Source organism: Haemophilus pittmaniae (assembly GCF_900186995.1).
Taxonomy (GTDB): Bacteria; Pseudomonadota; Gammaproteobacteria; order Enterobacterales; family Pasteurellaceae; genus Haemophilus_D; species Haemophilus_D pittmaniae.
Genome location: NZ_LT906463.1, coordinates 1,405,926 through 1,432,317, shown reverse-complemented (window position 1 = coordinate 1,432,317; position 26,392 = coordinate 1,405,926). Strand labels below are relative to the sequence as shown.

22 protein-coding genes are annotated in these 26,392 nt (G+C 41.5%); 7 read left to right on the top strand and 15 right to left on the bottom strand.

Annotation, left to right across the window (positions count from 1 at the left end; all coding sequences use genetic code 11):
• Positions 1-14: 14 nt before the first annotated feature.
• The 3 genes from CKV74_RS06995 to cmk all read right to left on the bottom strand — a co-directional run bounded on the left by CKV74_RS06995 (position 15) and on the right by cmk (position 2,849).
• Positions 15-293: an integration host factor subunit beta gene (locus CKV74_RS06995; protein ID WP_007243546.1), complete on the bottom strand. Its 279-nt coding sequence runs from the start codon at positions 291-293 to the stop codon at positions 15-17.
• Positions 294-424: 131 nt separating this feature from the next.
• Positions 425-2,074, bottom strand: a complete 1,650-nt coding sequence (gene rpsA, locus CKV74_RS06990; RefSeq protein WP_095176930.1) for a 30S ribosomal protein S1 — start codon at positions 2,072-2,074, stop codon at positions 425-427.
• A gap of 100 nt (positions 2,075-2,174) precedes the next feature.
• Entirely contained in the window at positions 2,175-2,849 is a 675-nt protein-coding gene (cmk, locus tag CKV74_RS06985; RefSeq protein ID WP_039847942.1) for a (d)CMP kinase, read from the bottom strand.
• Positions 2,850-3,231: 382 nt separating this feature from the next.
• Between cmk and CKV74_RS06980 the strand changes: the two genes are divergently transcribed.
• A complete protein-coding gene (locus tag CKV74_RS06980; RefSeq protein WP_095176929.1) occupies positions 3,232-6,099 on the top strand; it encodes a TonB-dependent receptor domain-containing protein in 2,868 nt (955 codons plus the stop codon).
• A gap of 96 nt (positions 6,100-6,195) precedes the next feature.
• Here the strand turns inward: CKV74_RS06980 and CKV74_RS06975 are convergent, their stop codons facing one another.
• The 4 genes from CKV74_RS06975 to dsbC all read right to left on the bottom strand — a co-directional run bounded on the left by CKV74_RS06975 (position 6,196) and on the right by dsbC (position 10,124).
• Complete coding sequence (locus CKV74_RS06975; protein ID WP_039847943.1) at positions 6,196-6,885, bottom strand: 5'-methylthioadenosine/adenosylhomocysteine nucleosidase; 690 nt, start codon at positions 6,883-6,885, stop codon at positions 6,196-6,198.
• On the bottom strand, positions 6,885-7,595 hold the full coding sequence (locus CKV74_RS06970; RefSeq protein WP_095176928.1) for a thiol:disulfide interchange protein DsbA/DsbL: 711 nt from the start codon (positions 7,593-7,595) through the stop codon (positions 6,885-6,887). The genes CKV74_RS06975 and CKV74_RS06970 overlap by 1 nt, the downstream gene beginning before the upstream one ends.
• 6 nt (positions 7,596-7,601) lie before the next feature.
• Entirely contained in the window at positions 7,602-9,374 is a 1,773-nt protein-coding gene (recJ, locus tag CKV74_RS06965; RefSeq protein WP_007243539.1) for a single-stranded-DNA-specific exonuclease RecJ, read from the bottom strand.
• A 66-nt stretch (positions 9,375-9,440) separates the two neighbouring features.
• Entirely contained in the window at positions 9,441-10,124 is a 684-nt protein-coding gene (gene dsbC, locus CKV74_RS06960) for a bifunctional protein-disulfide isomerase/oxidoreductase DsbC (RefSeq protein ID WP_095176927.1), read from the bottom strand.
• A 260-nt stretch (positions 10,125-10,384) separates the two neighbouring features.
• Between dsbC and prfB the strand changes: the two genes are divergently transcribed.
• Positions 10,385-11,483 (top strand): peptide chain release factor 2 gene (prfB, locus tag CKV74_RS06955; RefSeq protein ID WP_123947614.1). Its coding sequence is split into 2 segments (ribosomal slippage): positions 10,385-10,459 and positions 10,461-11,483, totalling 1,098 coding nucleotides; the frame shifts between segments, so codons are not numbered across the junction.
• Between the two features lie 60 nt (positions 11,484-11,543).
• Positions 11,544-13,052 carry a lysine--tRNA ligase gene (gene lysS / locus CKV74_RS06950; protein WP_095176926.1) on the top strand — a complete coding sequence of 503 codons (1,509 nt, stop codon included), beginning with the start codon at positions 11,544-11,546 and terminating at the stop codon, positions 13,050-13,052.
• A gap of 210 nt (positions 13,053-13,262) precedes the next feature.
• Here lysS and CKV74_RS06945 read toward each other — a convergent pair whose 3' ends face one another.
• The 5 genes from CKV74_RS06945 to uvrD all read right to left on the bottom strand — a co-directional run bounded on the left by CKV74_RS06945 (position 13,263) and on the right by uvrD (position 19,429).
• On the bottom strand, positions 13,263-14,261 hold the full coding sequence (locus CKV74_RS06945; protein ID WP_095176925.1) for a peptide ABC transporter ATP-binding protein: 999 nt from the start codon (positions 14,259-14,261) through the stop codon (positions 13,263-13,265).
• A complete protein-coding gene (gene dppD, locus CKV74_RS06940; protein ID WP_007243544.1) occupies positions 14,254-15,237 on the bottom strand; it encodes a dipeptide ABC transporter ATP-binding protein in 984 nt (327 codons plus the stop codon). The genes CKV74_RS06945 and dppD overlap by 8 nt, the downstream gene beginning before the upstream one ends.
• Before the next feature lie 8 nt (positions 15,238-15,245).
• Entirely contained in the window at positions 15,246-16,130 is an 885-nt protein-coding gene (locus tag CKV74_RS06935) for an ABC transporter permease subunit (protein ID WP_007243537.1), read from the bottom strand.
• Between the two features lie 12 nt (positions 16,131-16,142).
• The gene (locus tag CKV74_RS06930) at positions 16,143-17,144 is read right to left on the bottom strand and encodes an ABC transporter permease subunit (RefSeq protein ID WP_007243540.1); all 1,002 of its coding nucleotides are present in this window, start codon (positions 17,142-17,144) and stop codon (positions 16,143-16,145) included.
• Between the two features lie 104 nt (positions 17,145-17,248).
• Positions 17,249-19,429, bottom strand: a complete 2,181-nt coding sequence (uvrD, locus tag CKV74_RS06925) for a DNA helicase II (protein WP_007243541.1) — start codon at positions 19,427-19,429, stop codon at positions 17,249-17,251.
• A gap of 167 nt (positions 19,430-19,596) precedes the next feature.
• Between uvrD and CKV74_RS06920 the strand changes: the two genes are divergently transcribed.
• Positions 19,597-20,631, top strand: coding sequence for an ABC transporter substrate-binding protein (locus tag CKV74_RS06920; RefSeq protein ID WP_007243535.1), 1,035 nt, complete (start codon positions 19,597-19,599; stop codon positions 20,629-20,631).
• A 169-nt stretch (positions 20,632-20,800) separates the two neighbouring features.
• Here the strand turns inward: CKV74_RS06920 and serS are convergent, their stop codons facing one another.
• Positions 20,801-22,087: a serine--tRNA ligase gene (gene serS / locus CKV74_RS06915; protein ID WP_007243214.1), complete on the bottom strand. Its 1,287-nt coding sequence runs from the start codon at positions 22,085-22,087 to the stop codon at positions 20,801-20,803.
• A gap of 214 nt (positions 22,088-22,301) precedes the next feature.
• Between serS and CKV74_RS06910 the strand changes: the two genes are divergently transcribed.
• Positions 22,302-22,538: an HP1242/YdcH family protein gene (locus CKV74_RS06910; protein ID WP_007243198.1), complete on the top strand. Its 237-nt coding sequence runs from the start codon at positions 22,302-22,304 to the stop codon at positions 22,536-22,538.
• A 25-nt stretch (positions 22,539-22,563) separates the two neighbouring features.
• On the opposite strand, the gene CKV74_RS06905 is transcribed toward CKV74_RS06910, so the two are convergent.
• Both CKV74_RS06905 and CKV74_RS06900 read right to left on the bottom strand, forming a co-directional pair.
• Positions 22,564-23,448: a DMT family transporter gene (locus tag CKV74_RS06905; protein ID WP_095176924.1), complete on the bottom strand. Its 885-nt coding sequence runs from the start codon at positions 23,446-23,448 to the stop codon at positions 22,564-22,566.
• On the bottom strand, positions 23,448-24,236 hold the full coding sequence (locus CKV74_RS06900; RefSeq protein ID WP_007243200.1) for an HI_1241 family integral membrane domain: 789 nt from the start codon (positions 24,234-24,236) through the stop codon (positions 23,448-23,450). The genes CKV74_RS06905 and CKV74_RS06900 overlap by 1 nt, the downstream gene beginning before the upstream one ends.
• A gap of 139 nt (positions 24,237-24,375) precedes the next feature.
• Between CKV74_RS06900 and CKV74_RS06895 the strand changes: the two genes are divergently transcribed.
• Complete coding sequence (locus CKV74_RS06895; RefSeq protein WP_007243204.1) at positions 24,376-25,038, top strand: trimeric intracellular cation channel family protein; 663 nt, start codon at positions 24,376-24,378, stop codon at positions 25,036-25,038.
• A gap of 27 nt (positions 25,039-25,065) precedes the next feature.
• Entirely contained in the window at positions 25,066-26,319 is a 1,254-nt protein-coding gene (proA, locus tag CKV74_RS06890; RefSeq protein ID WP_095176923.1) for a glutamate-5-semialdehyde dehydrogenase, read from the top strand.
• The last annotated feature ends 73 nt before the right edge of the window (positions 26,320-26,392 follow it).

Genomic DNA, 26,392 nt, shown 5'->3' with positions numbered 1-26,392 from the left:
ATAACAGAATGGACTTATTCCGGATTCACACGCTCTTTTAATTCTTTTCCAGCTTTAAAGTGTGGTACGGATTTTGCACTTAATTCAACAGTTCCTCCGGTTTTAGGATTGCGCCCAACTCTAGGTTGTCTGTGGTGTAATGCAAAACTACCAAATCCGCGAACCTCAACCCGATCTCCCTCTTCTAATGAAGAAGTTATCATTTCTAGAATATCTTTAACAAAAATTTCTGTATCTTTGATAGACAAAGATGACTTTCTTGCTAAATGTTCAATTAACTCGGACTTGGTCATCACATGCTCCTTATCTGTCTTATTACTAACGACTAAGTTCTTTTAAGACTTATTGATAATTTATCAGTTCGATAAATTATCAATAAAACCTAATAAGGCTGAGCCTACACCGACTCAGCCATAAAAGTAAATTATTCGCCTTTAGCTGCTTTGAATGCTTCAGCCATAGCGTTAGGAATAGCAACTTCCTCTTGCTTGTTGTTAACACTTGCAACTGCAGCAGCTTCTTCAGCCTGATCTTTCGCTTTAACAGATAAGTGAACGATACGAGCTTTACGATCTACACCAGTATATTTGGCTTCAACTACATCACCCACAGCCACTTCATCAGTTAAGTCTGCTGCACGGATATAACCTTCAACACCACCAGCTAATTCAACTTTAGCACCTTTAACATCAGCTTCAACAACAGTTGCAGAAACTACAGCGCCTTTTTTATTGATAGCTACGAAGTTGTTGAATGGATCTTCTTCAAGTTGTTTAATACCTAAAGAAATACGCTCCTTCACTGCATCTACTGCTAACACAACGGCAGAAACTTCGTCACCTTTTTTGTAGTTACGGACAGCTTCTTCACCTGAAACATTCCAAGAAATGTCAGATAAATGTACTAAACCATCAATACCACCTTCAAGGCCGATGAAGATACCAAAATCGGTAATGGATTTAATTTTGCCAGTTACTTTATCACCTTTATTGTGAGTTTCAGCAAATTGAGTCCATGGATTCGGTTTGCATTGTTTTAAACCTAAAGAAATACGACGACGATCTTCATCGATTTCTAATACCATAACTTCAACTGTATCGCCTAAGCTTACAACTTTAGATGGATGGATGTTTTTATTAGTCCAATCCATTTCTGAAACGTGAACTAAACCTTCAACGCCATCTAAGATTTCAACAAAACAACCATAGTCTGTTAAGTTAGTAACTTTACCAGTTAATTTGCTGTTTACTGGATGATTTTCAGCGATAGCAACCCAAGGGTCTTGACCTAATTGTTTTAAGCCTAAAGAAACACGAGTACGATCTTTATCAAATTTCAATACTTTAACAGTTACTTCGTCACCTACATTCACGATTTCGCTTGGATGTTTAACACGTTTCCAAGCCATATCTGTGATGTGTAATAAACCGTCAACTCCACCTAAATCCACGAATGCACCGTAGTCAGTTAGGTTTTTAACAATACCTTTAACTTCTGAACCTTCAGCCAGGTTCTCAAGGATTTGTTCACGTTCTTGGCTATTTTCAGATTCGATCACTGCACGACGAGAAACAACAACGTTGTTGCGTTTTTGATCTAATTTGATTACTTTGAATTCTAATTCTTTACCAAGTAGGTGATCAGCTTCACGCGCTGGACGTGTATCAACTAATGAACCTGGTAAGAATGCACGAACACCGTTTAACTCAACTGTGAAACCGCCTTTCACTTTACCGTTGATTAAACCGATAACGGTCGCTTTTTCTTCGTAAGCTTTTTCTAATTCAATCCAAGATTCGTGACGAACAGCTTTCTCACGAGAAAGTTTAGTTTCGCCGTAACCATCTTCAACTGCATCTAAAGCTACGTTTACTGTGTCGCCAACTTTAACTTCAAGTTCACCTTGAGCGTTTTGGAATTCAGCAACAGGAATTGCAGATTCAGATTTTAAACCTGCATCAACAAGTACAAAGCCTTTTTGAATAGCAACAACAGTACCGCTAACGATTGAACCTTGACGGGTTTCAAGGCCTTTTAATGATTCTTCAAAGAGTTGAGCAAAAGATTCTGACATAAAATTAATCTTCTAAATATAAGTAAGTAACATCCACATCTAATCCGTAAGCTGTGGGGTTGATAATCAAATGCTTATCCATCCATAAATAAGCAATAAACTACGAAAGTTTGATTTGCTGTTCAATAAACGCTAATGCTTGGGAAATGACTTGCTCAATTCCAAGATCAGTACTATCTAACAACAAAGCGTCTTTAGCCGGTTTTAAAGGAGCGACCTCCCGATTTCTATCGCGAAAATCACGCTCTTGAATCTCGGCTAAAATCTGTGCAAAGTTACCATTTATTCCCTTATTTTGCAACTGTTTATAGCGTCTTTTTGCGCGCTCCTCAGCGCTTGCATCTAAAAATAATTTAGCTTGTGCGTTAGGAAAAACGACGGTTCCCATATCACGTCCATCGGCAATTAACCCTTCATTTTTTCCAAAATCCTGCTGAAGCTGTAATAACGCCTCGCGCACTTTAGGAAAAACAGCCACTTTTGATGCAGCCTCTGCAACTTCTTGCGTACGGATTAAATGGCTTACATCCATCCCACCAAGAAGCACATTGACTTCTCCATTCTTTGGAATGAACTGAATATCTAAATGACGTGCTAACTCCGCTAATCCTTCTTCATCGGTTAAGTCTGCATGACGTTTCAACGCAGCTAATGCCGTCACGCGATAAATGGCACCACTATCTAATAAGGTAAAACCTAACTTCTCTGCCAATGCATAGCAAAGCGTTCCTTTTCCAGCTCCACTTGGGCCATCAACGGTGATAATTATCCCCATCATCTTTATCCTTTTACTTTCAAAACCGACATATTATAGACATAAATGACTTATTTCTCTAAAGATTCTTTTGCTAAATGGTAAAAATATTAGCTATCGGAATTGTAAATAAATATAGATAATTCATACAAGATTTAAAGAAAACATACAGTATCAGCTCTTAGCCCTCCTTCACAAAGTGACAAACTCTACCGATAAAAGAAAAACATCAATAATCGTTACAATGCTTTTTCAACAAATGAATAAAAAAATTAAGAATTTCACAATATATAACATGAAAATTATTCTTTAGATCTTATATTCATTTCATAATCTCATCTCTTGAATTCTCCCTACTTAAATAAGATAATGCAAATCATTCTCATAAATAAGGAGGTAGTTAATGAAGAAAGAAATGAGATTAAACTTAGTTACACTTTTCCTAATCAGTGCCATGAACATTAATATTGCTGAAGCTCAAACAGAAGAAACACTCGAGCAAATAAATGTGGTTGAAAAAAATGTAACTAATGATAAGAAACCATTTACGGAAGCAAAAGCGAAAAGTACCCGAGAGCATATTTTTAAAGGAACCCAGACTATCGATCAAGTTATTCGAAGTATCCCGGGTGCTTTTACTCAACAAGATAAAGGCTCTGGCGTAGTTTCTGTTAATATTCGTGGCGAAAATGGGTTAGGTCGTGTCAATACTATGGTCGATGGAGTCACACAAACTTTTTACTCTACAGCCATGGACTCAGGTCAATCAGGTGGTAATTCTCAATTCGGTGCATCGCTTGATCCTAACTTCATTGCTGGTGTCGATGTCAATAAAAGTAACTTTTCAGGTTCCAATGGCGTAAATACTTTATCTGGTAGTGCCAATTTTAGAACATTAGGCGTTAATGATGTTATCACTGATGACAAACCTTTTGGGCTCATCGTAAAAGGAATGACGGGGAGCAATGCAACTAAATCGAATTTTATGACAATGGCTGCAGGCAGAAAATGGCTTGATAATGGTGGTTATGTTGGTGTGGTATATGGTTACAGTCAACGTGAGGTATCTCAAGATTATCGTATCGGAGGGGGAGAACGCTTGTCTTCGCTTGGACAAGATATTCTTGCTAAAGAAAAAGAAGCCTATTTCCATAATGCAGGTTATGTTTTAAATTCATCTGGACAGTGGACACCTGATCTAAACAAAAATCATTGGTCTTGCAACGCACCCAATCCAACATTTAATGGAAATACAGACCCAATTACAACAACCAATGAGCTAACTGGAGCGACCGAAACAAGAACACCAGGTTGTATTACTCGGATTGAAAGAAAAGAAGAAAATTATGATTATGTTAGTGAAGAAGATACGCCTAATGAGCCTCGTTACAATACATCTAGCTATCAACTTAATACTTATAAAAATGAAACCAGAAGGAAAATTCTGAAAGAATTGGAAAATGGTATACAACCTCAAAATATCCCTGAATTACAAAATGATGTAGATTCCACAAATAACTCATTTGAACGTAATAAAGATCAATATAGTGTTGCTCCTATTGAACCAGGCAGTTTGCAATCTCGTTCTCGTAGCCATTTATTAAAATTTGAATATGGCGATGATAACCATACCTTAGGTGCACAAATACGTACCCTTGATAATAAAATTGGTTCTCGAAAAATCGAAAATCGTAATTATCAATTAAATTATAATTTTAATAATAATCGCTATCTTGATCTAAATCTAATGGTAGCACATAACTTAGGTAAAACCATTTATCCTAAAGGTGCATTCTTTTCTGGTTGGCAAGTAGAAGATAAATTAATTACGAAAAATGTGGCAAATATTATTGATATAAACAATAGCTATACTTTTTTATTGCCAAAAGAAATCGATTTAAAAACCACATTGGGCTTTAACTACTTTATTAATGAGTATAATAAAAACCGTTTTCCTGAAGAATTAAGTTTGTTTTATAACAATGAATCGCACTCCCAAGGAAACTATAGTTATTTAGGTCGCTTCCAAGGAAGCAAAAGCGGATTACCACAACGTTCAGTGATCTTACAACCTTCTGGTAAACAAAAATTTAAAACTGCTTATTTCGATACCGCACTTTCTAAAGGAATTTACCATTTAGACTATAGTGTCAATTTTACGCATTATGCATTTAACGGTGAGTATGTAGGTTACGAAAATACACCGACACAAATTAATGAACCGATTTTGCATAAATCAGGACATAAAACAGCGATAAATCACTCAGCAACACTTAGTGCAGATATCAATGATTATTTTATGCCGTTTTTCACCTATTCGCGCACACATAGAATGCCAAATATTCAAGAAATGTTCTTCTCTCAAGTCTCTGATGTCGGCGTAAATACGGCATTAAAACCTGAGCGAGCTGAAACTTATCAACTTGGGTTTAATACCTATAAAAAAGCTGTTTTTACAGAAGAAGATGTTCTAGGTTTAAAACTAGTGGGATATCGTAGTTTCATCAAAAATTATATTCATAATGTATATGGTGTATGGTGGAGAGATGGCGTTGTTCCTGACTGGGCAGCTAATAATGGATTTAGATTTACCATTGCTCATCAAAATTATAAGCCTATTGTGAAAAAAAGCGGTGTTGAGTTAGAAATTAACTATGACATGGGACGTTTCTTTGCAAATCTGTCTTATGCATATCAACGAACAAATCAACCAACCAATTATGCAGATGCAAGTCCACGTCCTAACAACGCATCAAAAGATGACATTCTAAAACAAGGCTATGGTCTATCCCGTATTTCAATGTTACCTAAAGATTATGGAAGATTAGAACTTGGCTCTCGCTGGTTTGATCAAAAATTAACTGTTGGTATCGCTGCTCGTTACTATGGGAAAAGTAAACGGGCAACCATTCAAGAAGACTATATTAACGGTTCTGAATTTGAATTAAATACTAGTCATGAAAGAACTTATTATGCAATTAAAAAAACAGAGGAAATTAATAAACAACCGATTATTTTAGATTTGCATATAAGTTACGAACCTATCAAAGATTTTATTATCAAAGCCGAAGTACAGAACCTGTTAGATAAACGTTATGTTGATCCTTTAGACTCAGGCAATGATGCGGCATCTCAACGATATTATTCAAGCTTAAATGATTCCATTTGTAGCAAAAATGATACTTGCGAAAACGGAATAAAAGATAAATCTGTGCTTTACAATTTTGCACGAGGAAGAACTTATATTCTCAGTTTAAACTATAAATTCTAATGGGGTTTATATAAAAAGGCATAGTTAATTAACTATGCCTTTTTAAATAATGTTCATTATTCAATTTTAGAATTTATTATCTTATTAAAAGATTATCTACAGTCTATCTATCATCCCTAATACTAATGCCGAAGACTGTTTTGCAGCTAACGGTAAGAACTCTTCAAAAGACATACTCGCTTCGCCATCGCCTGCATCAGAAATAGCTCGAACAACCACAAAAGGTACGTTAAAGGCATGACAAACTTGTGCAATTGCTGTTGCTTCCATTTCAACTGCTGTTACATGAGGAAAATCTGCCTTAATTTGGTTAATTTTATCCTCACTATTGATGAAACTATCACCCGAACAAATCAAACCACGTTTTACATTTTGCCCTTGCGATAAAGCAATCTCTTCCGCCAGCTCAGCTAAGTTTTTGTCGGAAAGAAATGCTGCCGGATTCGCTGGTAATTGCCCTTTTTCATACCCAAATGCGGTAACATCCACATCGTGATAACGAGTTTCATCCGAAATGACAATATCACCAACCTTTAAACCTTTTGCGATACCGCCGGCCGATCCAGTATTTAACACCACATCAGGACGAGACAGTTGTAATAATGCTGTCGTACCAATAGCAGCAGCGACTTTGCCGATGCCGGATTGCAATAACGCAACCTCTTTGCCATTAATTTTACCTTCCAAAATCACCGCACTCGCAATTTTAGTTTCAACTTTATCTGTCATTAATTGAGATAAAATTTCCACCTCTTGTGCCATCGCACCCACAATCCCAATCTTCATTATTTTTTTCTTTCCTGTTCTATTTTATTTACTAAAAAATCTAGTACTGCCACAGCATAATCATCGTTATACAAAGTACTTGCCGTTAACACATAACGTCCATCCAAGACCACATAAGGAAAAGTAAAAACCCCATATTCTTCAGTTAAACTTATTGCTTCTTTCAGTGATTTTTGTACTTCTTGAGAATGCAGAACCCGTGAAAATTCATTCTTATCAATCCCTTGAGAAATAGCCCAACGACGTATCTTGTCTAGAGTTGCCAATTCGGCAAAGCGACCTTTTTCTGAGGTTTCAAAAAGTAATTTATCGGAAAGCTCCGGCATTCCTAGACCTATTAAAGTATAAAACACCAAAGCTGAAAATTGACTTTCTTCCGTCGCTACTGGAAATTCTTGTAACAAAATTTTATTTGGTCTTAACTGACTAAATAACTGCAAAATATCCTGTGCTGAGGAACATACCCGACAATCGTATTCAAAGAAAAAACGAACCGAAATTCGTCCATCCTGCAAAACTGGTTGTAAAATCGGTTCCTGATAAGAAAAATAATCCCGTCCATCAATGAACTGATTTATCTCAACCGGTGGTAAATGCGGTGAACTTTGTTTGGAAAATTCCTGATTCCCTCGCTGCACAGCAAATACATTTAAGGCCAACAGCTGGATGAATAATAAAATGAGCGTGCGATGAATCGATAGATATTTCATTTATTGTTATCCATTCAGTGGCTCAATGTAATCAACCAACAACTGAATATTACGCTGCCCACGGTATTCATTAATATCCAGTTTATAAGCCAAACGCGCCTGTTTTATAGAAAGATCGGGGAAATAACGAGTATCGATATTAAATGCGATGCCATCTAATAAGGCTCCGCCATTTTTTGGCTCCAATAACATCTTTAAATGATTCTGCTGCGCACCAATCAAACGTTGCTGTAGAATGTTGAACTCTCCATCAAATAAAGGCTCTGGGAATCCTTGCCCCCAAGGCCCACCACTCTTTAATAATTGTGCAGTATTTATTGTTAAATCATTGGCGGCTAACTCACCATCACTCCAAATGACACCTTGTAAAGCACTCTCATCCAACCATTCGCCAACGGTTTGTGAAAAAATTTGCTGGAATTTAGTGAAATCCGTTTCACGAATACTTAATCCGGCCGCCATAGCATGTCCACCAAATTTTAAAATCATATCCGGATGAATTAAAGAAATGCGCTCCAATAAATCACGCATATGCACGCCCTCTATTGAACGTGCGGAACCTTTCAACAGACCATCCTGTTCACGAGCAAAAGCAATGACTGGTCGATGGTATTGATCCTTAATTCGGGATGCCAAAATACCTAATACACCTTGATGCCAATCCGCCTGGTAAAGCGCTATCCCCAAAGGCATCTCTGTAACCAAGGGGTTCATCTCCGTTTGTTCCTCAGCGGATAATGATGATTTATGATTAAACAAATTACGACAAATCTGCAATGCCTCTAATTTCATTCCTGCTTCAATTTCTTTACGGGTTTGATTGAGCTGATCTAGCTCCAGTGCCAACGCCCGTGCTTTTTGCATATCCTCAGCCAGTAACAACTCAACACCAAGTGACATATTATCCAAACGCCCTGCTGCATTTAATCTTGGTGCTATTGCAAATCCTAAGTCTGCGGCGGTTAATTTTTCCGTCTCTCGATTGGCAACCTCCAACAGCGCTAAAATTCCAGGTCGACAACATCTTGCCCGAATCCGCTGTAATCCTTGATAAGCCAAAATACGATTATTCTGATCTAGCGGTACCACATCGGCAATTGTCCCCAACGCAACTAAATCTAATAACTCCGCCAAATTAGGTTGATTACAACTATCAAAAAAGCCCTGTTGACGTAATTTACTGCGTAAAGCCAACATTAAATAAAAAGCAACGCCGACACCTGCCAAATTTTTTGAAGGAAAATTACATTCAGCCAAATTGGGATTTACTATTGCATCGGCATGCGGCAACCGCTCCGGAGGTAAATGATGATCGGTAATCAATACCCGAACGCCCTGAGATTTTAAAAACTCAACGCCCTCAAATGAGGACACGCCATTATCCACCGTCATCAACAATTGCACTTGTTTTTGTAATGCCAATTCAGCTACCGGAATACTTAATCCATATCCTTGTTCAAATCGATTTGGAACTAAAAAATCAACATTATCAAAGCCAAGCATTTTCAATGCGGCCATGGCTAGTGCCGTACTGGTTGCCCCATCGGCATCAAAATCCCCCACGATCACTATCTTATGCTGTTGTTGACGGGCCTCAATCAACAAACTAACCGCCTGTTTAATCCCATGCAGTAAATTTGGGTTTAGCATTGCTCCCAAACCGCGATCCAACTCATCAACACTTTTGATATTACGCGCCCGATACAATCTATCTAATAAAGGATTACTATCTAGTGAAGTATTTCCAGATAAGGGACGACGCTTGATAATTTTATTCACGAAATCAGTTTTCTCTTAAAAATACAGAAGAGAAGGCAATTCCCAGATTGCCTTCTCTATTAAAAATTACTGCCCTTGTAATGCCGTCAATAAATCGGCCGGTTTCAGGTAACCACCTAACACTTCACCATTAGCGGTGACTATACTCGGAGTCCCAGCTACGCCAAATTGAATCCCCAATTCATATTGTTTTTTCACAATATTCGGATCTTTTAAGGCTTTGGGTAAATTGCCCTTTTCCGCTTCATTTAAAGCAAATGCGCGATCTTCGGCTGTCCAAATTGCTTCCATTTGACGGGCTGTTTGGGAATTTAAGCCGGTACGCGGAAAAGCTAAATAACGTACAGTAATCCCAAGATCGTTATATTCTTTAACCTGTTGATGTAATAAATGACAGTAATGACAAGTAATATCCATAAATACTGTAACTACATATTTCTCATTTTTAGCCGGATACACAATCATTTCATTCTGCATCGCATTAAGCTTATTCATCAATACCTTACCGGCAACATCAACCGGCCCTTTATCGGTCAATTGATAAAGCTTACCTTGCAACACATAATTGCCGTCCTCGCTAGCATACAACAGGCCTTGTTCAGTATTTACGATTTTAATTCCCTTCAATGGAGAATCACTAATTTCTACCTGACGGGCACCTAAAGTCTGTAATTTAGCTTTAATTGCTGCATCATTTGCCATTGCTGTCGCTGAAGCCACCATTAAAAGCGCGGCCAATACTTTTTTCATACTGAATTGTTCCTAAATTATAAAATAAGCGCGGATTATAAAAGTAATTGATGATTTATGCAAAATTGCCAACCCTCTCGCAGAGAAATAAGAAAATTCTCGACAATAAATAATTACCTTGGATTTGAATGCCTAAAAAAGCTGATTTATAAACAAGGAAGAGGCTTTTTATTGCGCTATCGGCTACCTAATTAGCAAAAAATCCCTTATAATCCCGCACTTCATTTAGTCTTTAAACACATTAACCATCTTTAGCCATCATGTTTGAAATTAATCCAATAAAAAACAAAATTTCCGATCTTGCCTCCCGTACTGATGTGCTTCGGGGGTATCTTTGACTTCGATAGCAAAGTGGAACGCTTAGAAGAAGTTAATGCCGAATTAGAACAACCCGATGTCTGGAATGAACCGGAAAAAGCCCAAGCTTTGGGGAAAGAACGGGTCTCCCTAGAACAGGTCGTCAATACTATTAAAAGTTTAGAGCAAGGCCTAGATGATGTAGAAGGCCTAGTCGAACTTGCTGTTGAAGCGGAAGATGAAGATACCTTCAATGAGGCCGTAGCAGAATTAGATGAATTAGAACAACAACTTGGCAAATTAGAATTCCGCCGAATGTTTAGCGGTGAACACGATGCTTGCGACTGCTACGTCGATTTACAAGCCGGCTCCGGTGGCACCGAGGCGCAAGACTGGACCGAAATGCTATTACGCATGTATCTCCGCTGGGCGGAAAGTAAAGGCTTTAAAACTGAGTTAATGGAAGTATCCGACGGCGATGTTGCAGGTTTAAAATCAGCCACAATTCGTGTCAGCGGCGAATATGCTTTCGGTTGGTTACGCACTGAAACCGGCATTCACCGTTTAGTACGTAAAAGTCCATTCGACTCCAACAATCGTCGCCATACCTCCTTTGCCGCGGCCTTCGTTTACCCTGAAATTGATGATGATATCGATATCGAAATCAATCCTGCTGATTTACGTATCGACGTTTATCGTGCCTCAGGGGCTGGCGGTCAGCACGTTAACAAAACCGAAAGTGCAGTGCGCATTACCCATATGCCGAGCGGCATTGTGGTGCAGTGTCAGAACGACCGTTCGCAACACAAAAATAAAGATCAAGCCATGAAACAGCTTAAAGCCAAACTCTATGAGCTTGAGCTACAAAAGAAAAATGCCGATAAACAGGCAATGGAAGATAACAAATCCGATATTGGTTGGGGCAGTCAAATCCGCTCCTATGTATTGGATGATGCGCGAATCAAGGATCTCCGTACCGGCGTAGAAAATCGCAATACTCAAGCTGTATTGGACGGTGATCTGGATCGTTTTATCGAAGCCAGCCTCAAAGCCGGGCTTTAATTATTTATTACGGACGAAAATGTCGTCCGTTCCATTTAACAAGCATAAAAGGTAACAAACATGTCACAACAAGAAAGCAAAGAACTCGACCTCAATGGCGAAATGTTAGTGCGCCGTGAAAAACTCGCCGCATTACGTGCCAAAGGCAATGCCTTTCCCAACCAATTCCGCCGTGATGCCTTAGCCAAGGATCTGCATGATCAATACGAAGCTGAAGATGGCGAAGCGCTAAAAGAAAAAAATATCGAAGTGGCGATTGCCGGTCGAATCATGACCCGTCGTGCCATGGGCAAAGCAACTTTTATTACCCTCCAAGATATGAGCGGAAAAATTCAACTTTATGTAGCCCGTGACAATCTACCGGAAGGTGTTTATAAGGATGATGTCGGCTCTTGGGATCTAGGCGATATCGTTGGTGTTAAAGGAACTTTATTTAAAACCAAAACCAACGAGCTCACCGTTAAAACCACCGAAGTACAATTGCTCACCAAAGCTCTACGTCCGTTACCGGATAAATTCCATGGTTTAACCGACCAAGAAGTACGTTATCGTCAACGTTACTTGGATTTAATTGCTAACGAAGAATCCCGTCGTACCTTCATCATCCGTTCCAAAGTGGTTGCCGGTATTCGTGAATACTTCCTTTCCAAAGGCTTTATGGAAGTAGAAACACCAATGTTGCAAGTGATCCCGGGTGGCGCATCCGCACGTCCATTTGTGACTCATCACAATGCCTTAGACGTTGATATGTATTTACGGATCGCCCCAGAGCTCTACTTAAAACGTTTAGTTGTAGGTGGTTTTGAACGCGTATTCGAATTGAACCGTAACTTCCGTAACGAAGGTGTCTCTGTGCGCCACAATCCGGAATTTACCATGTTGGAATACTACCAAGCCTATGCCGACTACCACGATTTAATGGATAACACTGAAGAATTGTTACGCAAATTGGCGCTTGATATCCTAGGCACAACCATCGTGAAATACGGTGATTTGGAATTTGACTTCGGCAAGCCGTTCGAACGTATCACGCTACATGATGCAACCTTAAAATACGGTGCCGAAAAAGGTATCGTTAAAGAAGATCTGTATGATTTTGAGCGTGCCAAAGCCACCGCCGAACGTCTTGGCATTGAAGTGCAAAAATCTTGGGGCTTGGGCTCCATCGTGAACGCCATCTTTGAAGAGGTCGCGGAACACCATTTAATTCAACCGACCTTCTTAATGGCTCATCCGGCGGAAATCTCTCCATTGGCACGCCGTAATGATGAGAATCCGGAAGTCACCGACCGTTTCGAGCTCTTTATTGGTGGTCGTGAAATCGGTAATGGTTTCTCCGAATTAAATGATGCGGAAGATCAAAACGAACGTTTCGACGCACAAGTGGCTGCAAAAGAAGCCGGCGATGATGAAGCGATGTTCAAAGACGAAGATTTCGTGGTCGCGCTTGAACACGGTTTACCGCCAACTGCCGGTGAAGGTCTCGGAATTGACCGTTTGGCGATGCTTTATGCCAATGCACCATCTATTCGCGATGTGATCCTATTCCCGGCAATGCGCCAAAAATAAGCCATTAAGGCACATAAAAGCCCCGCAATACGCGGGGCTTTTCTATTTTCTAACCATTACTAATAAAATCAATAACTTAGCATCGTTTTCAAGGAAAACTTGCTTTTCCCAAAGGGCGTTTCAACAGAAAACCCCATTTTTAAACCATCTCTAATAAAATCAATAAGTTAGCGTTAATTTTAAGCAAAACGTTTAAAACCTAGGGGGCGTTTACTCTCCATCTTTTATTTCATCGGGGTGGAAACAAGCAATTAAATGGCCGTTACGATAATCTTCTAAGTGTGGCTGTTCTCGACGGCAGCGCTCGGTCGCTTTCCAACAACGGGGATTAAAGGCACAACCAAGCGGTGGATTAATCGGACTCGGTAATTCACCGGTCAGTTTGATCCGTTCCCCCTGCCCTTGTGAGGACAAACGTGGTGTTGCCGAAAGTAGAGCCTGAGTATAAGGATGGCATGGTGAATTAAAAATTTGCTGCTGGCTGCCCATTTCCACAACACGTCCCAAATACATCACCATCACCTCATCAGCAATATGACGAACCACCGACAAATCATGGGAAATAAACACATAGGACAAGCCTAATTCATCCTGCAAATCCATCATCAGATTCAACACCTGCGCGCGAACCGATACATCCAAAGCGGATACCGGCTCATCGGCTACTACGATATCGGGTTCTAGCATCAGTCCTCGGGCAATCGCGATACGCTGTCGTTGACCACCGGAGAACATATGCGGATAACGATCATAAAATTCCTCGCGTAATCCTACCTTCGCCATCATTGATAAGACTTTTTGTTTACGCTCGGCAGCAGACAGTTTGCGATTAATCAGCAAGGGCTCTTCTAAAATTGTGCCGATTTTTTTACGTGGATTTAAAGAAGCATAGGGATTTTGAAACACGATTTGGATTTTTTGCCGACGTAAACTCCGTACCGCCTTATCATCCACTAAAAAATTATCGCCGTTGTAATATAGTTCGCCATCGGTTGGTTGCTCAATCATAGTGAGCAAACGACCCAACGTAGATTTACCGCAGCCCGACTCCCCAACAACGGCTAAGGTTTTGCCTCGTTGCAAACGGAAAGAAACACCATCTAAGGCCTTCACCTGGCGAGTCTTGGCAAATAACCCTTTTTTTACCGGATAATATTTTTTTAAGTTAATGCCTTCCAGTAGCGGCGGATTCTTTTTCGTCTCAGACATGGTTAGGCTCTCCTAAATCATTTAACGGTGTATGGCATTTCACCCGACAACCATTGATTGTCTTCATCTCCGGCTCTTGATTACGACATAAGTCAGTCGCATAAGGACAACGTGGATTGAGCAAACAACCTTGTGGACGATCATATTTACCAGGAACAACGCCGGGTAGCGAAGCTAAGCGCGATTTACCTTCGGCAAATTCAGGTAACGCGCGTAATAATGCCTGCGTGTAAGGATGGCGTGGGGTCCGGAAAATATCGTCGGCTTTACCTTCCTCAACAATTTGCCCCGCATACATCACAATAATGCGCTGTGCAGCTTGAGCTACCAGGGCCAAATCATGGGTAATCAAAATCAGCGACATACCCTCTTTTTGCTGTAATTCCAGCAATAAATCCATGATTTGTGCCTGAATTGTTACATCTAATGCGGTTGTTGGTTCATCGGCAATCAATAAACGGGGGCGACAGGCAATTGCCATAGCAATCATCACCCGTTGACTCATTCCTCCCGATAATTGGTGCGGATACACATCGATACGGGATTCTGGATCGGGGATTCCGACTTGGCGTAACAATTCCAAGGCGCGTTCACGACGAGCTTTACGACTACCGCCTTGATGGGCTTTAAGCGCTTCCATAATTTGAAAACCGACCGTATACGCCGGATTAAGGCTGGTCATAGGATCTTGGAAAATCATCGCCATATCGGCGCCAATCAGTTGACGTTTTTGTTTTTCATCAAGGGTTAATAAATCCTTATTTTCAAAGGATAACCCATCGGCTTCAACACGACCGGGAAAATCAATTAATCCCATAATGGCCAATGAGCTGACCGATTTGCCCGAACCGGACTCGCCAACGATGCCTAAAACCTCTCCTTGCTCAATACTATAACTGATGCGATCTACTGCACGGAAAGGGGCTTGCCCACTACCAAAGGAGACCGAAAGCTTATCTACTGTCAATAATGCCATTGTCGCTCCTACTGTTTTAGTTTTGGATCGAGGGCATCGCGTAAACCGTCGCCCATTAAGTTAAAGGCTAATACCAGGGATAAAATCACTAATCCCGGAATGGTAACCAACCAGTTCGCTGCCTGCATAAAACTACGGGATTCGGAAAGCATGGTGCCTAATTCCGGTGTCGGTGGTTTAGCGCCAATCCCTAAGAATCCTAGGGTAGCCAATTCCAAAATTGCATTGGAAATCCCCATCGTCATTTGCACAATCAACGGAGCCAAACAATTGGGTAAAATCACCACAAACATTAAGCGTAAAACACCGGCACCGACCACCTTGGAAGCGGTCACATAATCTCGATTTTTCTCATTGAGTACTGCTGCTCGGGTTAGCCGCACATAACTTGGGATTGAAACCACCGCAATAGCTAAGGTTGCATTAGTTAGCGAGGGCTCCAAAATAGATACCACCACAATAGTCAGCAATAAATTAGGAATCGCCAGCATAATATCAATACAGCGCATGACTAATGTATCTAATGCTCCGCCGTAAAAACCCGATAATAATCCCAAGCTGGTTCCTAAAATGCAGGACAACAATACGATAATAAAACCGGCAAACACGGAAATGCGGGTACCATAAATAATTCGCGACAAGATATCTCGTCCAATATCATCGGTTCCCAATAAATAAGCGGAATTGCCACCCTCATACCAAGCTGGCGGTAACAATAAGGCCGCACGATTTTGTTCAGTAGGATCAAAAGGCGCAATCCAAGGGGCAAATACACTAATTAACAGCACGAGGAAAATAAATCCTAGGCCGATAACTGCGCTGCGATTTTGTTTAAAATAAAACCAAAACTCCTGTAACGGAGAACTTGGCTGAATATCAAGATTTTTCGTCATTCAATATCTCCGCTAGTGGCGAATACGCGGATTAAGCGCACCGTATAAAAGATCAATGGTTAAATTAACTGTGATGATAATGGTCGCAATAATCAACACTGAACCCTGTAAAACTGGATAATCACGGTTGGTTATCGCATCGATAATCCATTTACCGATTCCAGGCCAAGAAAAGATAGTTTCAGTCAATACTGCACCGGATAATAATTGGCCGACAATTAATCCCACCACCGTCACCACCGGAATCAATGCATTACGCAAGGCATGTACAATAATGACTCGCCAATAACCTAATCCCTTCGCCTTGGCTGTACGAATATAATCCTCGCCCAGCACCTCCAACATTGCCGAACGGGTCATGCGGGTCACCACCGCTAAAGGAATGGTGCCTAATACAATAGAAGGTAAAATCAAGGATTTCAGTGCATCAACAAAGGCTCCCGGCTGACCAGAAAGCAATGTGTCAATAAGCATAAATCCGGTCGGCGTATCAATCCAAAAGTCACTGGATAAACGTCCGTCCGGAGGCAAACCTAGTGGGCCGGAAACATAGAGAACTAAAATCAATCCCCACCAGAAAATTGGCATTGAATACCCGGTTAAGGAAAGCGCGGTCACCGTATGGGAAATCCAAGTATCTTTTTTCACTGCGGCAATAGTTCCTAGAATAATTCCCCCCAATAATGACCAAAACAAAGCAAAGAACGCCAATTCCATGGTTGCAGGGAATAGTGTAAAAAATTCTTTCATTACCGGTTGATGGGTTCGGAAGGATTCACCGAAATTGCCTTGCAGAACATTGCCAATATAGTTGAAATATTGTTGATAAAGTGGCAGATCCAACCCTAATTGGTGCATTAGTTGTTGATGAACTTCCGGCGTTAAACCTCGTTCGCCCATCATAATTTCTACCGGATCGCCCGGGATCAAATGAACCAATGCAAAGGTAACAAAGGTAATCGCAATAAAGGTGGGAAGCACCATAAAAATGCGTTTGAAGATAAATTTAAACATACGGTTACCAAAATGAAAAAATGCGGTAGATTGTTTGAAAACGCAATATGACCTGAAATCAACAATCACCGCACTTCTGTGCAAATTTACGAATCGTCCCGATTCTATCGTACTTTTTCCAATTTTGCCAAATGCGCAATCAACCACTTAATGCCTTGCGACTGAAAGGCAATTTGCAGACGGGTATTGTTTTCAACTCCTTCCACATTAATCACTGTTCCCAGTCCAAATTTCTCATGTTTGACTTTTTGCCCCAGTTTCCAACCACTACCAGTATCCACCGATGGCAAACTACCTACTTTAGCTTGATTAAGCGCTCGGGTTACAGTACCGCGTAAACGAATCTCCTGAACACATTCTGGCGGTAACTCACCAATAAAACGGGAAGGTAAATGGCGCTCTTCTTTAGCATATAATCGACGACTTTCTGCATAACAAATCGTTAGTTTTTGTTTCGCACGAGTAATTCCTACATAGGCCAAACGTCGCTCTTCCTCTAAGCGCCCCGGCTCCTCGAATGAACGGAAACTAGGAAATAATCCTTCTTCGACTCCCACCATAAATACCCGTGGAAATTCCAATCCTTTCGCAGAATGCAGTGTCATCATTTCCACACAAGCCTGATGTGGAGAGGCTTGTTCTTCACCGGCCTCTAAGGACGCATGGGTTAAAAACGCGGTTAAATCACTCATATCCTCAGCTTCTTCCGGTTTAACAAACTCACGGGTTGCCGTCACTAACTCTTCCAAGTTTTCGATTCGTACTTCACCTTTCTCGCCCTTTTCCTGTTTGTACATATCGTATAGACCTGAATGTTTAATCACATAATCGGTTTGGGCAAATAATGACATCTCTTCAATATCTACCGCCAAAGCATTAATTAACTCTTGAAAACGCAATAACGCACCGGCAGCTCGGCCATTCAGCTGATTTTCCTGTACAGCTAATTGCACCGCCTGCCATAAAGTCACTTGGCGCTCGCGGGTTAAATGGCGCAAAATCTCTAAGGTTCTATCGCCAATCCCACGGGTCGGTGTATTAATTACACGTTCAAAGGCCGCATCGTCCTGACGATTATTAATCAGTCGTAAATAGGCTAACGCATCCTTAATTTCCTGGCGTTCAAAGAATCGCATACCACCATAAATCCGATAAGGAATATTAGTGCGAATCAAAGCCTCTTCGATAACCCGTGACTGGCTGTTGCTACGATACAAAATAGCGCAATCATTGAGTTTACCGCCCTCTGCTAACCAGCTTTCAATTTGCGAAGCCACAAATTTAGCCTCGTCCAATTCATTAAACGCTGCATAGATTCCGACTTTTTCGCCCTCTTGTCCCTCTGTCCACAAATTTTTACCAAGCCGATCACTATTATTGGCAATCAATTCATTAGCACTTTTTAAAATATTGCCGGTAGAACGATAATTTTGTTCTAAGCGAATTGTTTCCGCTTTGAAATCCTTCAGAAAACGCTGGATATTTTCCACCTGCGCCCCACGCCAACCATAAATCGATTGATCGTCATCCCCCACAATCATTACCCGCCCTGTTTGGCCGGCTAAAATTTTAATCCAAGCATATTGAATATTATTGGTATCCTGAAACTCATCCACCAATATGTGCTGAAAACGTTGTTGATAGCGCTCTAAAATTAAAGGCTTCTTGGCAAATAACTCATAGGCACGCAACAGTAACTCGGCAAAATCCACCAAACCGGCACGATCGCAGGTGTCTTGATAAATTTGATAAATCCGAATCCATTCCCGCTCTTGTTTATCCTGATGGGCGTCAATATCCGAAGGCCGTAAGCCCTCATCTTTTTTATTATTGATATACCAGCAGGCCTGTTTTGGCGGAAAGGCTTTTTCATCATAATTATGTAATTTCAAAAGACGTTTCAGTAAACGTAATTGATCTTCAGAATCTAAAATCTGGAAATCCTGCGGCAAATTAACATCTGCATGATGCGCACGTAATAAACGATGGGCAATACTGTGAAAAGTCCCGATCCACATGCCAAATAATCCCTGTTGAGAATACTCGGCCAATGTGGTTTGGATCCGCTGTTTCATTTCTGCTGCGGCTTTGTTGGTAAAAGTCACGGCCATAATGGCGCCTTCCGGAATATTCTCTACTGCAATCAGCCAAGCAATACGATGGGTTAATACCCGGGTTTTACCACTCCCCGCGCCAGCCAGAACTAAATAATTGCCTAAAGGGGCGGCTACCGCTTCCCGTTGCTTATCGTTTAAACCATCAAGTAATTGTGAAAAATCCGTCATTTTACGTTTATTTATCTGTTTAAATTTACAGGGAATTATAGAGAAATTCCGCTTTGAAAACAACGGCGATTTTTTGCCCATTTGAAGACAATTGGTCACAATTACAATTTACAAGGATCTTGCAACTGCCTATACTGCGTGCATTTTTGCCCTTGAAGGAGTCTGCTTTGATTCATTTTCGTTCCCTTTCTCTCCGTTCCACCTTACTTGCTCTATTCGGCCTCACTAGTGCGCTAGAAAGTGTAGCTGAAGGGAAATTAACGGTGTATTGCAGTATGCAAAATACTGCCTGTGAAAAGGTTACCCAGCAATTTTCCCAACAATATAATGTACAGGCTCAATTTGTGCGCTTAAGTAGTGGTGCTGTATTAGGAAAATTGAAAGCGGAAAAGGATAATCCACAAGCGGATGTGTGGTATGGCGGAACTATCGAGCCCCATTTACAGGCAGCCGAGCTAGGACTATTAGCTGCTTATCGATCCCCTAAGCAGCAGGAAATTTTGCCGCAATTTAATCAACTAATGCGCAAACGCGGTGAATTCACATCGATTATTTATTTAATGGAAGTCGGTTTTGGTATTAACACCAAAAAATTGGCTGAGCTTGGCATTGCCCCACCAAAATGTTTTGCCGATTTAACCAAGCCCGAATTTAAAGGCCTCATTCAATATGCCGATCCACGGGTTTCCGGCACCGGATATTCCATTCTCAGCACGCTTATTTCCCTTTGGGGTGAAAGTAAAACTGATGCCTACTTGCAAGCACTGGATAACAATATCCTGCAATACACTAAAAGTGGCTTAGCAACCAGTGCCTTAGCCAGTGGTGATGTGGCAATCGACATCGGCTTTATGCTGAATTATGCCAAGGAAAAAAGCCAGGGCGCTCCGGTGGAAGGCATTGAACCTTGCGAAGGTGTTGGTTATGCCCTAGGCGCAACCAGTATTATCAAAGGGGCACGTAACTTGGAAAATGCCAAGGCCTTTATCGATTTTGCACTCTCCAAAGAAGCGCAGGAACTGGCCTGGCGCGAGGCAGAGGCCTATCAGCTGCCGACTAATATCAACGCCTCAGCGGCTCCAGGGTTTACACCGGCAAGCCAATTAAAATTGATTAATATTGATTTTATCCGCTTCGGCCAAGCTGATGAAGGTAAGCGCTTAATTGAAAATTGGGTAACTAAAATGCATATAAAAGAATAAGCAAAAGCCCTGTCACGTTATCTCTCTTGAAATATCATATCAATAAAATCAATGAGTTACATTTGATTTTTGTAAATTTAAAGGATATTCATGGGGCGTTTTAATGTCACATTTAAGGACATAAAAAAGTGCGGTTAACTGACCGCACTTTTTTATTGGCTTTTATCGATTAGCCGATTTGGGTTAAACCACCCATATAAGGACGTAATACTTCCGGCACCGTAATCGAACCATCTGCATTTTGATAGTTTTCCAACACGGCTACTAAGGTACGGCCAACCGCTAAACCTGAGCCATTTAAGGTGTGCACTAAACGGGTTTTCTTATCACCTTTAGCTTTGCAACGGGCTTGCATACGACGGGCTTGGAAATCCCACATATTAGAACAGGAAGAAATTTCACGGTAAGTATTTTGTGCCGGAACCCACACTTCCAAATCGTAGGTTTTGCAAGAACCAAAGCCCATATCACCGGTGCAAAGCAACACTTTACGATATGGCAAGTTCAATAATTGCAATACTTTTTCCGCATGGCCGGTCAATTCTTCCAAGGCTTCCATGGATTTATCTGGGTCAACGATTTGTACCATCTCAACTTTATCAAATTGGTGCATACGAATCAGTCCGCGAGTATCACGGCCATAAGAACCGGCTTCAGAGCGGAAACATGGTGTATGTGCAGTCATTTTGATTGGCAATTCAGCTTCATCAATAATCACATCACGGACCAAGTTGGTAACCGGCACTTCGGCTGTCGGAATTAAGGCATAAGGCTGTTCGTCTTCCAACGCAACGGTGTGGAATAAATCTTCACCAAATTTTGGTAATTGACCGGTACCGTAAAGGGTTGCATGGTTCACTAAATAAGGCACGTAGGTTTCCAAATAACCGTGTTGTTCGGTGTGTAAATCCAACATAAATTGTGATAAAGCACGGTGCATTTTGGCAATTTGGCCTTTCATCACGGCAAAGCGTGCACCTGCTAATTTGGCACCGGCGGCAAAATCTAAACCATCAGCCTGTTCACCCAAGGAAACATGATCTTTGATCTCAAAATCAAATTGGCGCGGTTCGCCCCAACGGCTCACTTCAAGGTTCTCACTATCGTCTTTACCCAACGGCACTTCTGCAGCCGGTAAATTCGGAACGCTTAATGCAATTTGATTCCACTCAGCCAACACTTCGTCTAATTCTTTTTTAGCCGCATCCAATTCTGCGCCCATGTTGTCCACTTCAGCTAATAATGGCGCGATATCTTCGCCACGAGCTTTGGCCGCACCAATCGCTTTAGAACGGGCATTACGTTCGGCCTGTAATGTTTCGGTTTTCACTTGAAGCTCTTTACGACGGGATTCAAGGGAAGTTAACAGTGCCGTATCTAGAATGAAATTACGTTTTTGTTTTAATAATTCGGCGGTTTCGGCTAACTCGCTACGCAGTAAATTCGGATCGATCATGCTTATTCCTTATAAAAAGTGAAGATTAATTCGTCCTTATTCTAACGCGCTTTAGCGGAATAAACCAGTTGCAGCGCCTTGTTGAACATAAAAAAAGCGTAAAAAAACAAGAGGATTTTTTTGTGAGCAGCCTCACAGTTTTTCTTTTATGGGGTTTATTTTAGACATTGAAGGAGTAGTATAACTCTGAGTTATCAACCAACAGGAGAAGCCTATGTTTCCAGAATTTCGAGATTTAATTACCAAACTAAAAAGCGAAAAAGATCAATACTTTGACCGCCTTTTTGAAAAACATAACCAATTAGATCAAGATATTAAAAATAAAGTGGAAAATATTAAGCTCGCAACTCATACGGAAATTGAGAACCTTAAAAAAGAGAAATTACGGATTAAAGATGAGCTTTATCAATATCTAAAAACCAAGGCGGCGGAATTCAAAGATAAAGTCTAAAATTAACAAACAAAAAGTGCGGTTTTTACCGCACTTTTTTGGTTTTAGGTTTAAAGGAACCTAAATAAATTGCCAATAAGGTCAATGAAGCGCCAAACCATTGCCAACCGTCTATTGCCTTATCCAAACCGAAATAATCAATAAACAATGCAATTACCGGCTCGCTGAGCAGTAATAAGCCGGTTAGCCCCAACGGCAACATCGGAATCGCATAGGCAATCGCCCCCCAAGCTACACATTGCATCACCGCACCATAAATAAAAATTAAGCCCCAATCCGTCCAATTGGTTGGATAGAGATGGTCAAAATTGAAGTACAACGATGGAATAATCAGCACCAAGGCACCGCTTAGGCTTAATAAAAACATCAATGGAAATAAGCCCGTCACCTGTGCCTTATGCACCTGCTTCAGCATAACCATGGATGCGGCTAACATGCCCGCTGAGACTAAACCGATAATAATGCCGTAAATCCCCTCAAGATTATGACTTAATTCCTTCCCAGTAATCAGTACAACACCAATAACCGCCAACAATAAACTGATTAACTGTAATTTGCTTTGTCGCTCGGCAAAAAATACATAACCGATCGCGGCCAAAAAGAATATTTGCAGACTATTGAGTAAGGTAGAAATGCCTGGGCCCACGGCATAAATACTTTCATGCCAAAAGGCCAAATCGAATGCCAGAAAAACTCCAGCTAAGGCGCAATAGAGCAATGCCCTTGGATGGCTCGGCAAACGCTGTCGTTTGAGTTTCATCAAGATGAAAAAAATCCCCGAAGCGATTAATAAACGCCAAGAAGCAATGGCATAACCACCTACGGGTACAAATTTTACAATAATGCTTCCCAAGCCAAATAGGACACAACCAGCTATCAATAAGGGCGCAGCATAAACTTGCTTTTCCATTAAATAAAAGCACTCCATAGCGGTAGCGAAGCCACCATAAAGAAGAGAATTAACAGACCATTATAATTGAGTTTATGATTTTTCAAGCCTGCCCATAATAAACTGCCCGCCATCAATACATGCACCACGAAATAAATCGCCATTGCCAGTGTTTGCAATTCGTTCAATTCAGCATGGAAAAATAGCCAAACCAACACAGCAAACGCATTGATTGCCAACAATGCAATCGCCAACAATGGTAGCAAAGCAATAAATCCTTGCACCCGATTACGCGCCACCACCAATGCTATATTCGCGATGAATACACCGACGACCAATTGGGCAAAGGGATTAAAGCGAAGAAAATCGGCGTTTGCTACCGAAAGAAACACACTCAAATACCCCAGCATGCCTAAACCACACACAGCAGCTGCCATCAATAAAAAGCCACGGCCGGCCTGAGCATCCTTCGGTTGGGTAAATACCGCATAACAAGCGCATAAACCGCATACTGCATAGGCAATCAGCGAGGTATTTTGTTGTAACAAGGCGAATGCCAGCCAAACGATCCAATACAAAGCTAGTGCGCTGTTTGCCCGAATCAACCGACTACGCTGCCCCGGGCAAATTTGGCCTTTTACAAAAACAATCAAACAAAGTAATTGGCCAAATAATAAGGCAAAAGCAAAATACGGCAATATGGCCTGTTGCGCGGTTAGCTGCCCTATCAGATATTCGATGGCCAATAAGAGCACCGATGGCACTAACGCTGCAGACAGGGCAACAAGTTTGGATTGTTCTTCAGACATAAAATTTCCCCGACAAAAGAGAGCGACCATTATACAAAAAAACGTTTTTTTTGAAAGAGTTCCGTGCATTTTGCCCCTTTCCCTTTTAAAATACGCGACACTTTTGCAGTGACATTCAGCCCTATTTGGACGACCTTTCATGCTACTCACCGTGTTATATATTATCGGCATTACCGCCGAAGGCATCACCGGCGCTCTCGCCGCCGGTCGACAAAAAATGGATATTTTTGGCGTGATTATCATCGCCTGCGTAACCGCTATTGGTGGCGGCACGGTTCGCGATGTGTTGCTTGGCCACTATCCACTCGGTTGGGTAAAACACCCCGAATATTTTATTATGGTTGCCAGTGCTGCCGTTCTCACCGTGTTTATCGCCCCTTTTATTAATCATTTCATGCGTTATTTCCGCACTATTTTCTTGGTATTGGATGCTGTTGGGTTAATTGTTTATTCCATTATTGGGGCTCAAATCGCCATGGATATGGGTTATGGTTTCACAATTGTTTCGATTGCCGCCACCACCACAGGCGCATTTGGTGGTGTATTGCGCGATCTGTTATGTAATCGTATTCCGCTGGTGTTCCAAAAAGAACTCTACGCCAGTGTGTCCTTCTTCTCTGCCGTGGTATACATGGGATTACAGGCACTCAATGTCGAACACAATATTTCTGTGCTGATTACATTATTTAGCGGCTTTAGCCTGCGTATGCTAGCACTACATTATGGCTGGGGGTTGCCGGTATTCGATTACCAACAACCGGATGACGATCACAGCGATAAACTCCCACCAAAAACCAAATAAATTTTAAAAAAATCAATAAGGATCATTATGTTAGAAGAAATGGGCCGCCAGGCCAAACAGGCCGCCTTCATATTGGCGCAACTTTCCACCGCTCAAAAAAATCATGCTCTTAAAATTATTGCCGAACAGTTGGAAATGCAATCCGCGGCCATTCTCGCAGCCAATCAACTGGATATTGCCACAGCCCGCGAAAACGGCCTATCGGAAGCTCTTATTGATCGCCTATTGCTCACACCGGAACGATTACAATCTATTGCCAACGATGTACGCCATGTCATTTCCCTTGCCGATCCGGTTGGAAAAATCATCGATGGTGGCGTACTCGACAACGGTCTAAAAATTGAACGTATCCGTACTCCGCTAGGAGTGATCGGCACAATTTATGAAGCCCGTCCAAACGTTACCATTGATGTTGCTTCACTATGCATCAAAACCGGTAATGCAGTCATTTTGCGAGGCGGTAAAGAAACCCGACATTCCAATGAGATCTTAGTTGAAGTGGTGCAACAAGCCCTACGCTTAGCCGGTCTACCGCCGCATGCGGTACAGGCAATCACCGATCCTAATCGCGATCTCGTAATGCAATTGTTAAAACTCGATCGCTACGTGGATATGATTATTCCGCGTGGTGGTGCCGGCTTACATGAACTATGCAAACAACATTCCACCATTCCGGTAATTGTTGGTGGCGTGGGCGTATGCCATCTTTTCGTAGAACAAAGTGCCGACCAGCAAAAAGCGTTAGAAGTGATTAGTAATGCTAAAACGCAACGGCCAAGCACCTGCAACACCTTGGAAACCCTGTTGCTACAACGCTCAATTGCAGAGCAATTCCTCCAACGCCTAACGGATTATCTCAAACCGAAAAAGGTGCGTTACCATGCCCAGGGTGATGCCTTGCATCTATTACAAGCATTAAATGCCGATGTTAGCCTCGTGCAAGAACAAGAATTGGCCCAAGAATGGGGTTCCCTTGATTTAAATGTGGTCTTAGTGGATGACATCGAACAAGCTATCGCGCATATCCGCCATTATGGTACAGGCCACTCGGAAAGTATCTTGACCGAAAATATCGCGCTCGGTCGCCAATTTATCCGTCAAGTGGATGCGGCGGCGGTTTATCTAAACGCCAGTACCCGTTTCACCGACGGTGGACAGTTTGGTCTCGGAGCCGAAGTTGCGGTAAGCACTCAAAAACTGCATGCTCGCGGTCCAATGGGCTTAGAAGCGCTCACATCCTATAAATGGGTCTGCATCGGCGACTACACTAGCCGCGCATAACAAAAACCCCGCATCAAAAACGCGGGGTCTTTTTTTAGAGTTTTTCTTAAAACAACACCTAAGTCATTGATTT

Coding starts and splice junctions, on each gene's coding strand:
- uvrD (WP_007243541.1), bottom strand. CDS start 19,429: ATGACGGATTTTTCACAATTACTTGATGGTTTAAACGATAAGCAACGG.
- CKV74_RS06945 (WP_095176925.1), bottom strand. CDS start 14,261: ATGTCTGAGACGAAAAAGAATCCGCCGCTACTGGAAGGCATTAACTTA.
- CKV74_RS06980 (WP_095176929.1), top strand. CDS start 3,232: ATGAAGAAAGAAATGAGATTAAACTTAGTTACACTTTTCCTAATCAGT.
- CKV74_RS06910 (WP_007243198.1), top strand. CDS start 22,302: ATGTTTCCAGAATTTCGAGATTTAATTACCAAACTAAAAAGCGAAAAA.
- CKV74_RS06900 (WP_007243200.1), bottom strand. CDS start 24,236: ATGTCTGAAGAACAATCCAAACTTGTTGCCCTGTCTGCAGCGTTAGTG.
- rpsA (WP_095176930.1), bottom strand. CDS start 2,074: ATGTCAGAATCTTTTGCTCAACTCTTTGAAGAATCATTAAAAGGCCTT.
- CKV74_RS06905 (WP_095176924.1), bottom strand. CDS start 23,448: ATGGAAAAGCAAGTTTATGCTGCGCCCTTATTGATAGCTGGTTGTGTC.
- dppD (WP_007243544.1), bottom strand. CDS start 15,237: ATGGCATTATTGACAGTAGATAAGCTTTCGGTCTCCTTTGGTAGTGGG.
- CKV74_RS06895 (WP_007243204.1), top strand. CDS start 24,376: ATGCTACTCACCGTGTTATATATTATCGGCATTACCGCCGAAGGCATC.
- CKV74_RS06975 (WP_039847943.1), bottom strand. CDS start 6,885: ATGAAGATTGGGATTGTGGGTGCGATGGCACAAGAGGTGGAAATTTTA.
- CKV74_RS06995 (WP_007243546.1), bottom strand. CDS start 293: ATGACCAAGTCCGAGTTAATTGAACATTTAGCAAGAAAGTCATCTTTG.
- proA (WP_095176923.1), top strand. CDS start 25,066: ATGTTAGAAGAAATGGGCCGCCAGGCCAAACAGGCCGCCTTCATATTG.
- serS (WP_007243214.1), bottom strand. CDS start 22,087: ATGATCGATCCGAATTTACTGCGTAGCGAGTTAGCCGAAACCGCCGAA.
- lysS (WP_095176926.1), top strand. CDS start 11,544: ATGTCACAACAAGAAAGCAAAGAACTCGACCTCAATGGCGAAATGTTA.
- CKV74_RS06970 (WP_095176928.1), bottom strand. CDS start 7,595: ATGAAATATCTATCGATTCATCGCACGCTCATTTTATTATTCATCCAG.
- dsbC (WP_095176927.1), bottom strand. CDS start 10,124: ATGAAAAAAGTATTGGCCGCGCTTTTAATGGTGGCTTCAGCGACAGCA.
- CKV74_RS06930 (WP_007243540.1), bottom strand. CDS start 17,144: ATGTTTAAATTTATCTTCAAACGCATTTTTATGGTGCTTCCCACCTTT.
- cmk (WP_039847942.1), bottom strand. CDS start 2,849: ATGGGGATAATTATCACCGTTGATGGCCCAAGTGGAGCTGGAAAAGGA.
- CKV74_RS06935 (WP_007243537.1), bottom strand. CDS start 16,130: ATGACGAAAAATCTTGATATTCAGCCAAGTTCTCCGTTACAGGAGTTT.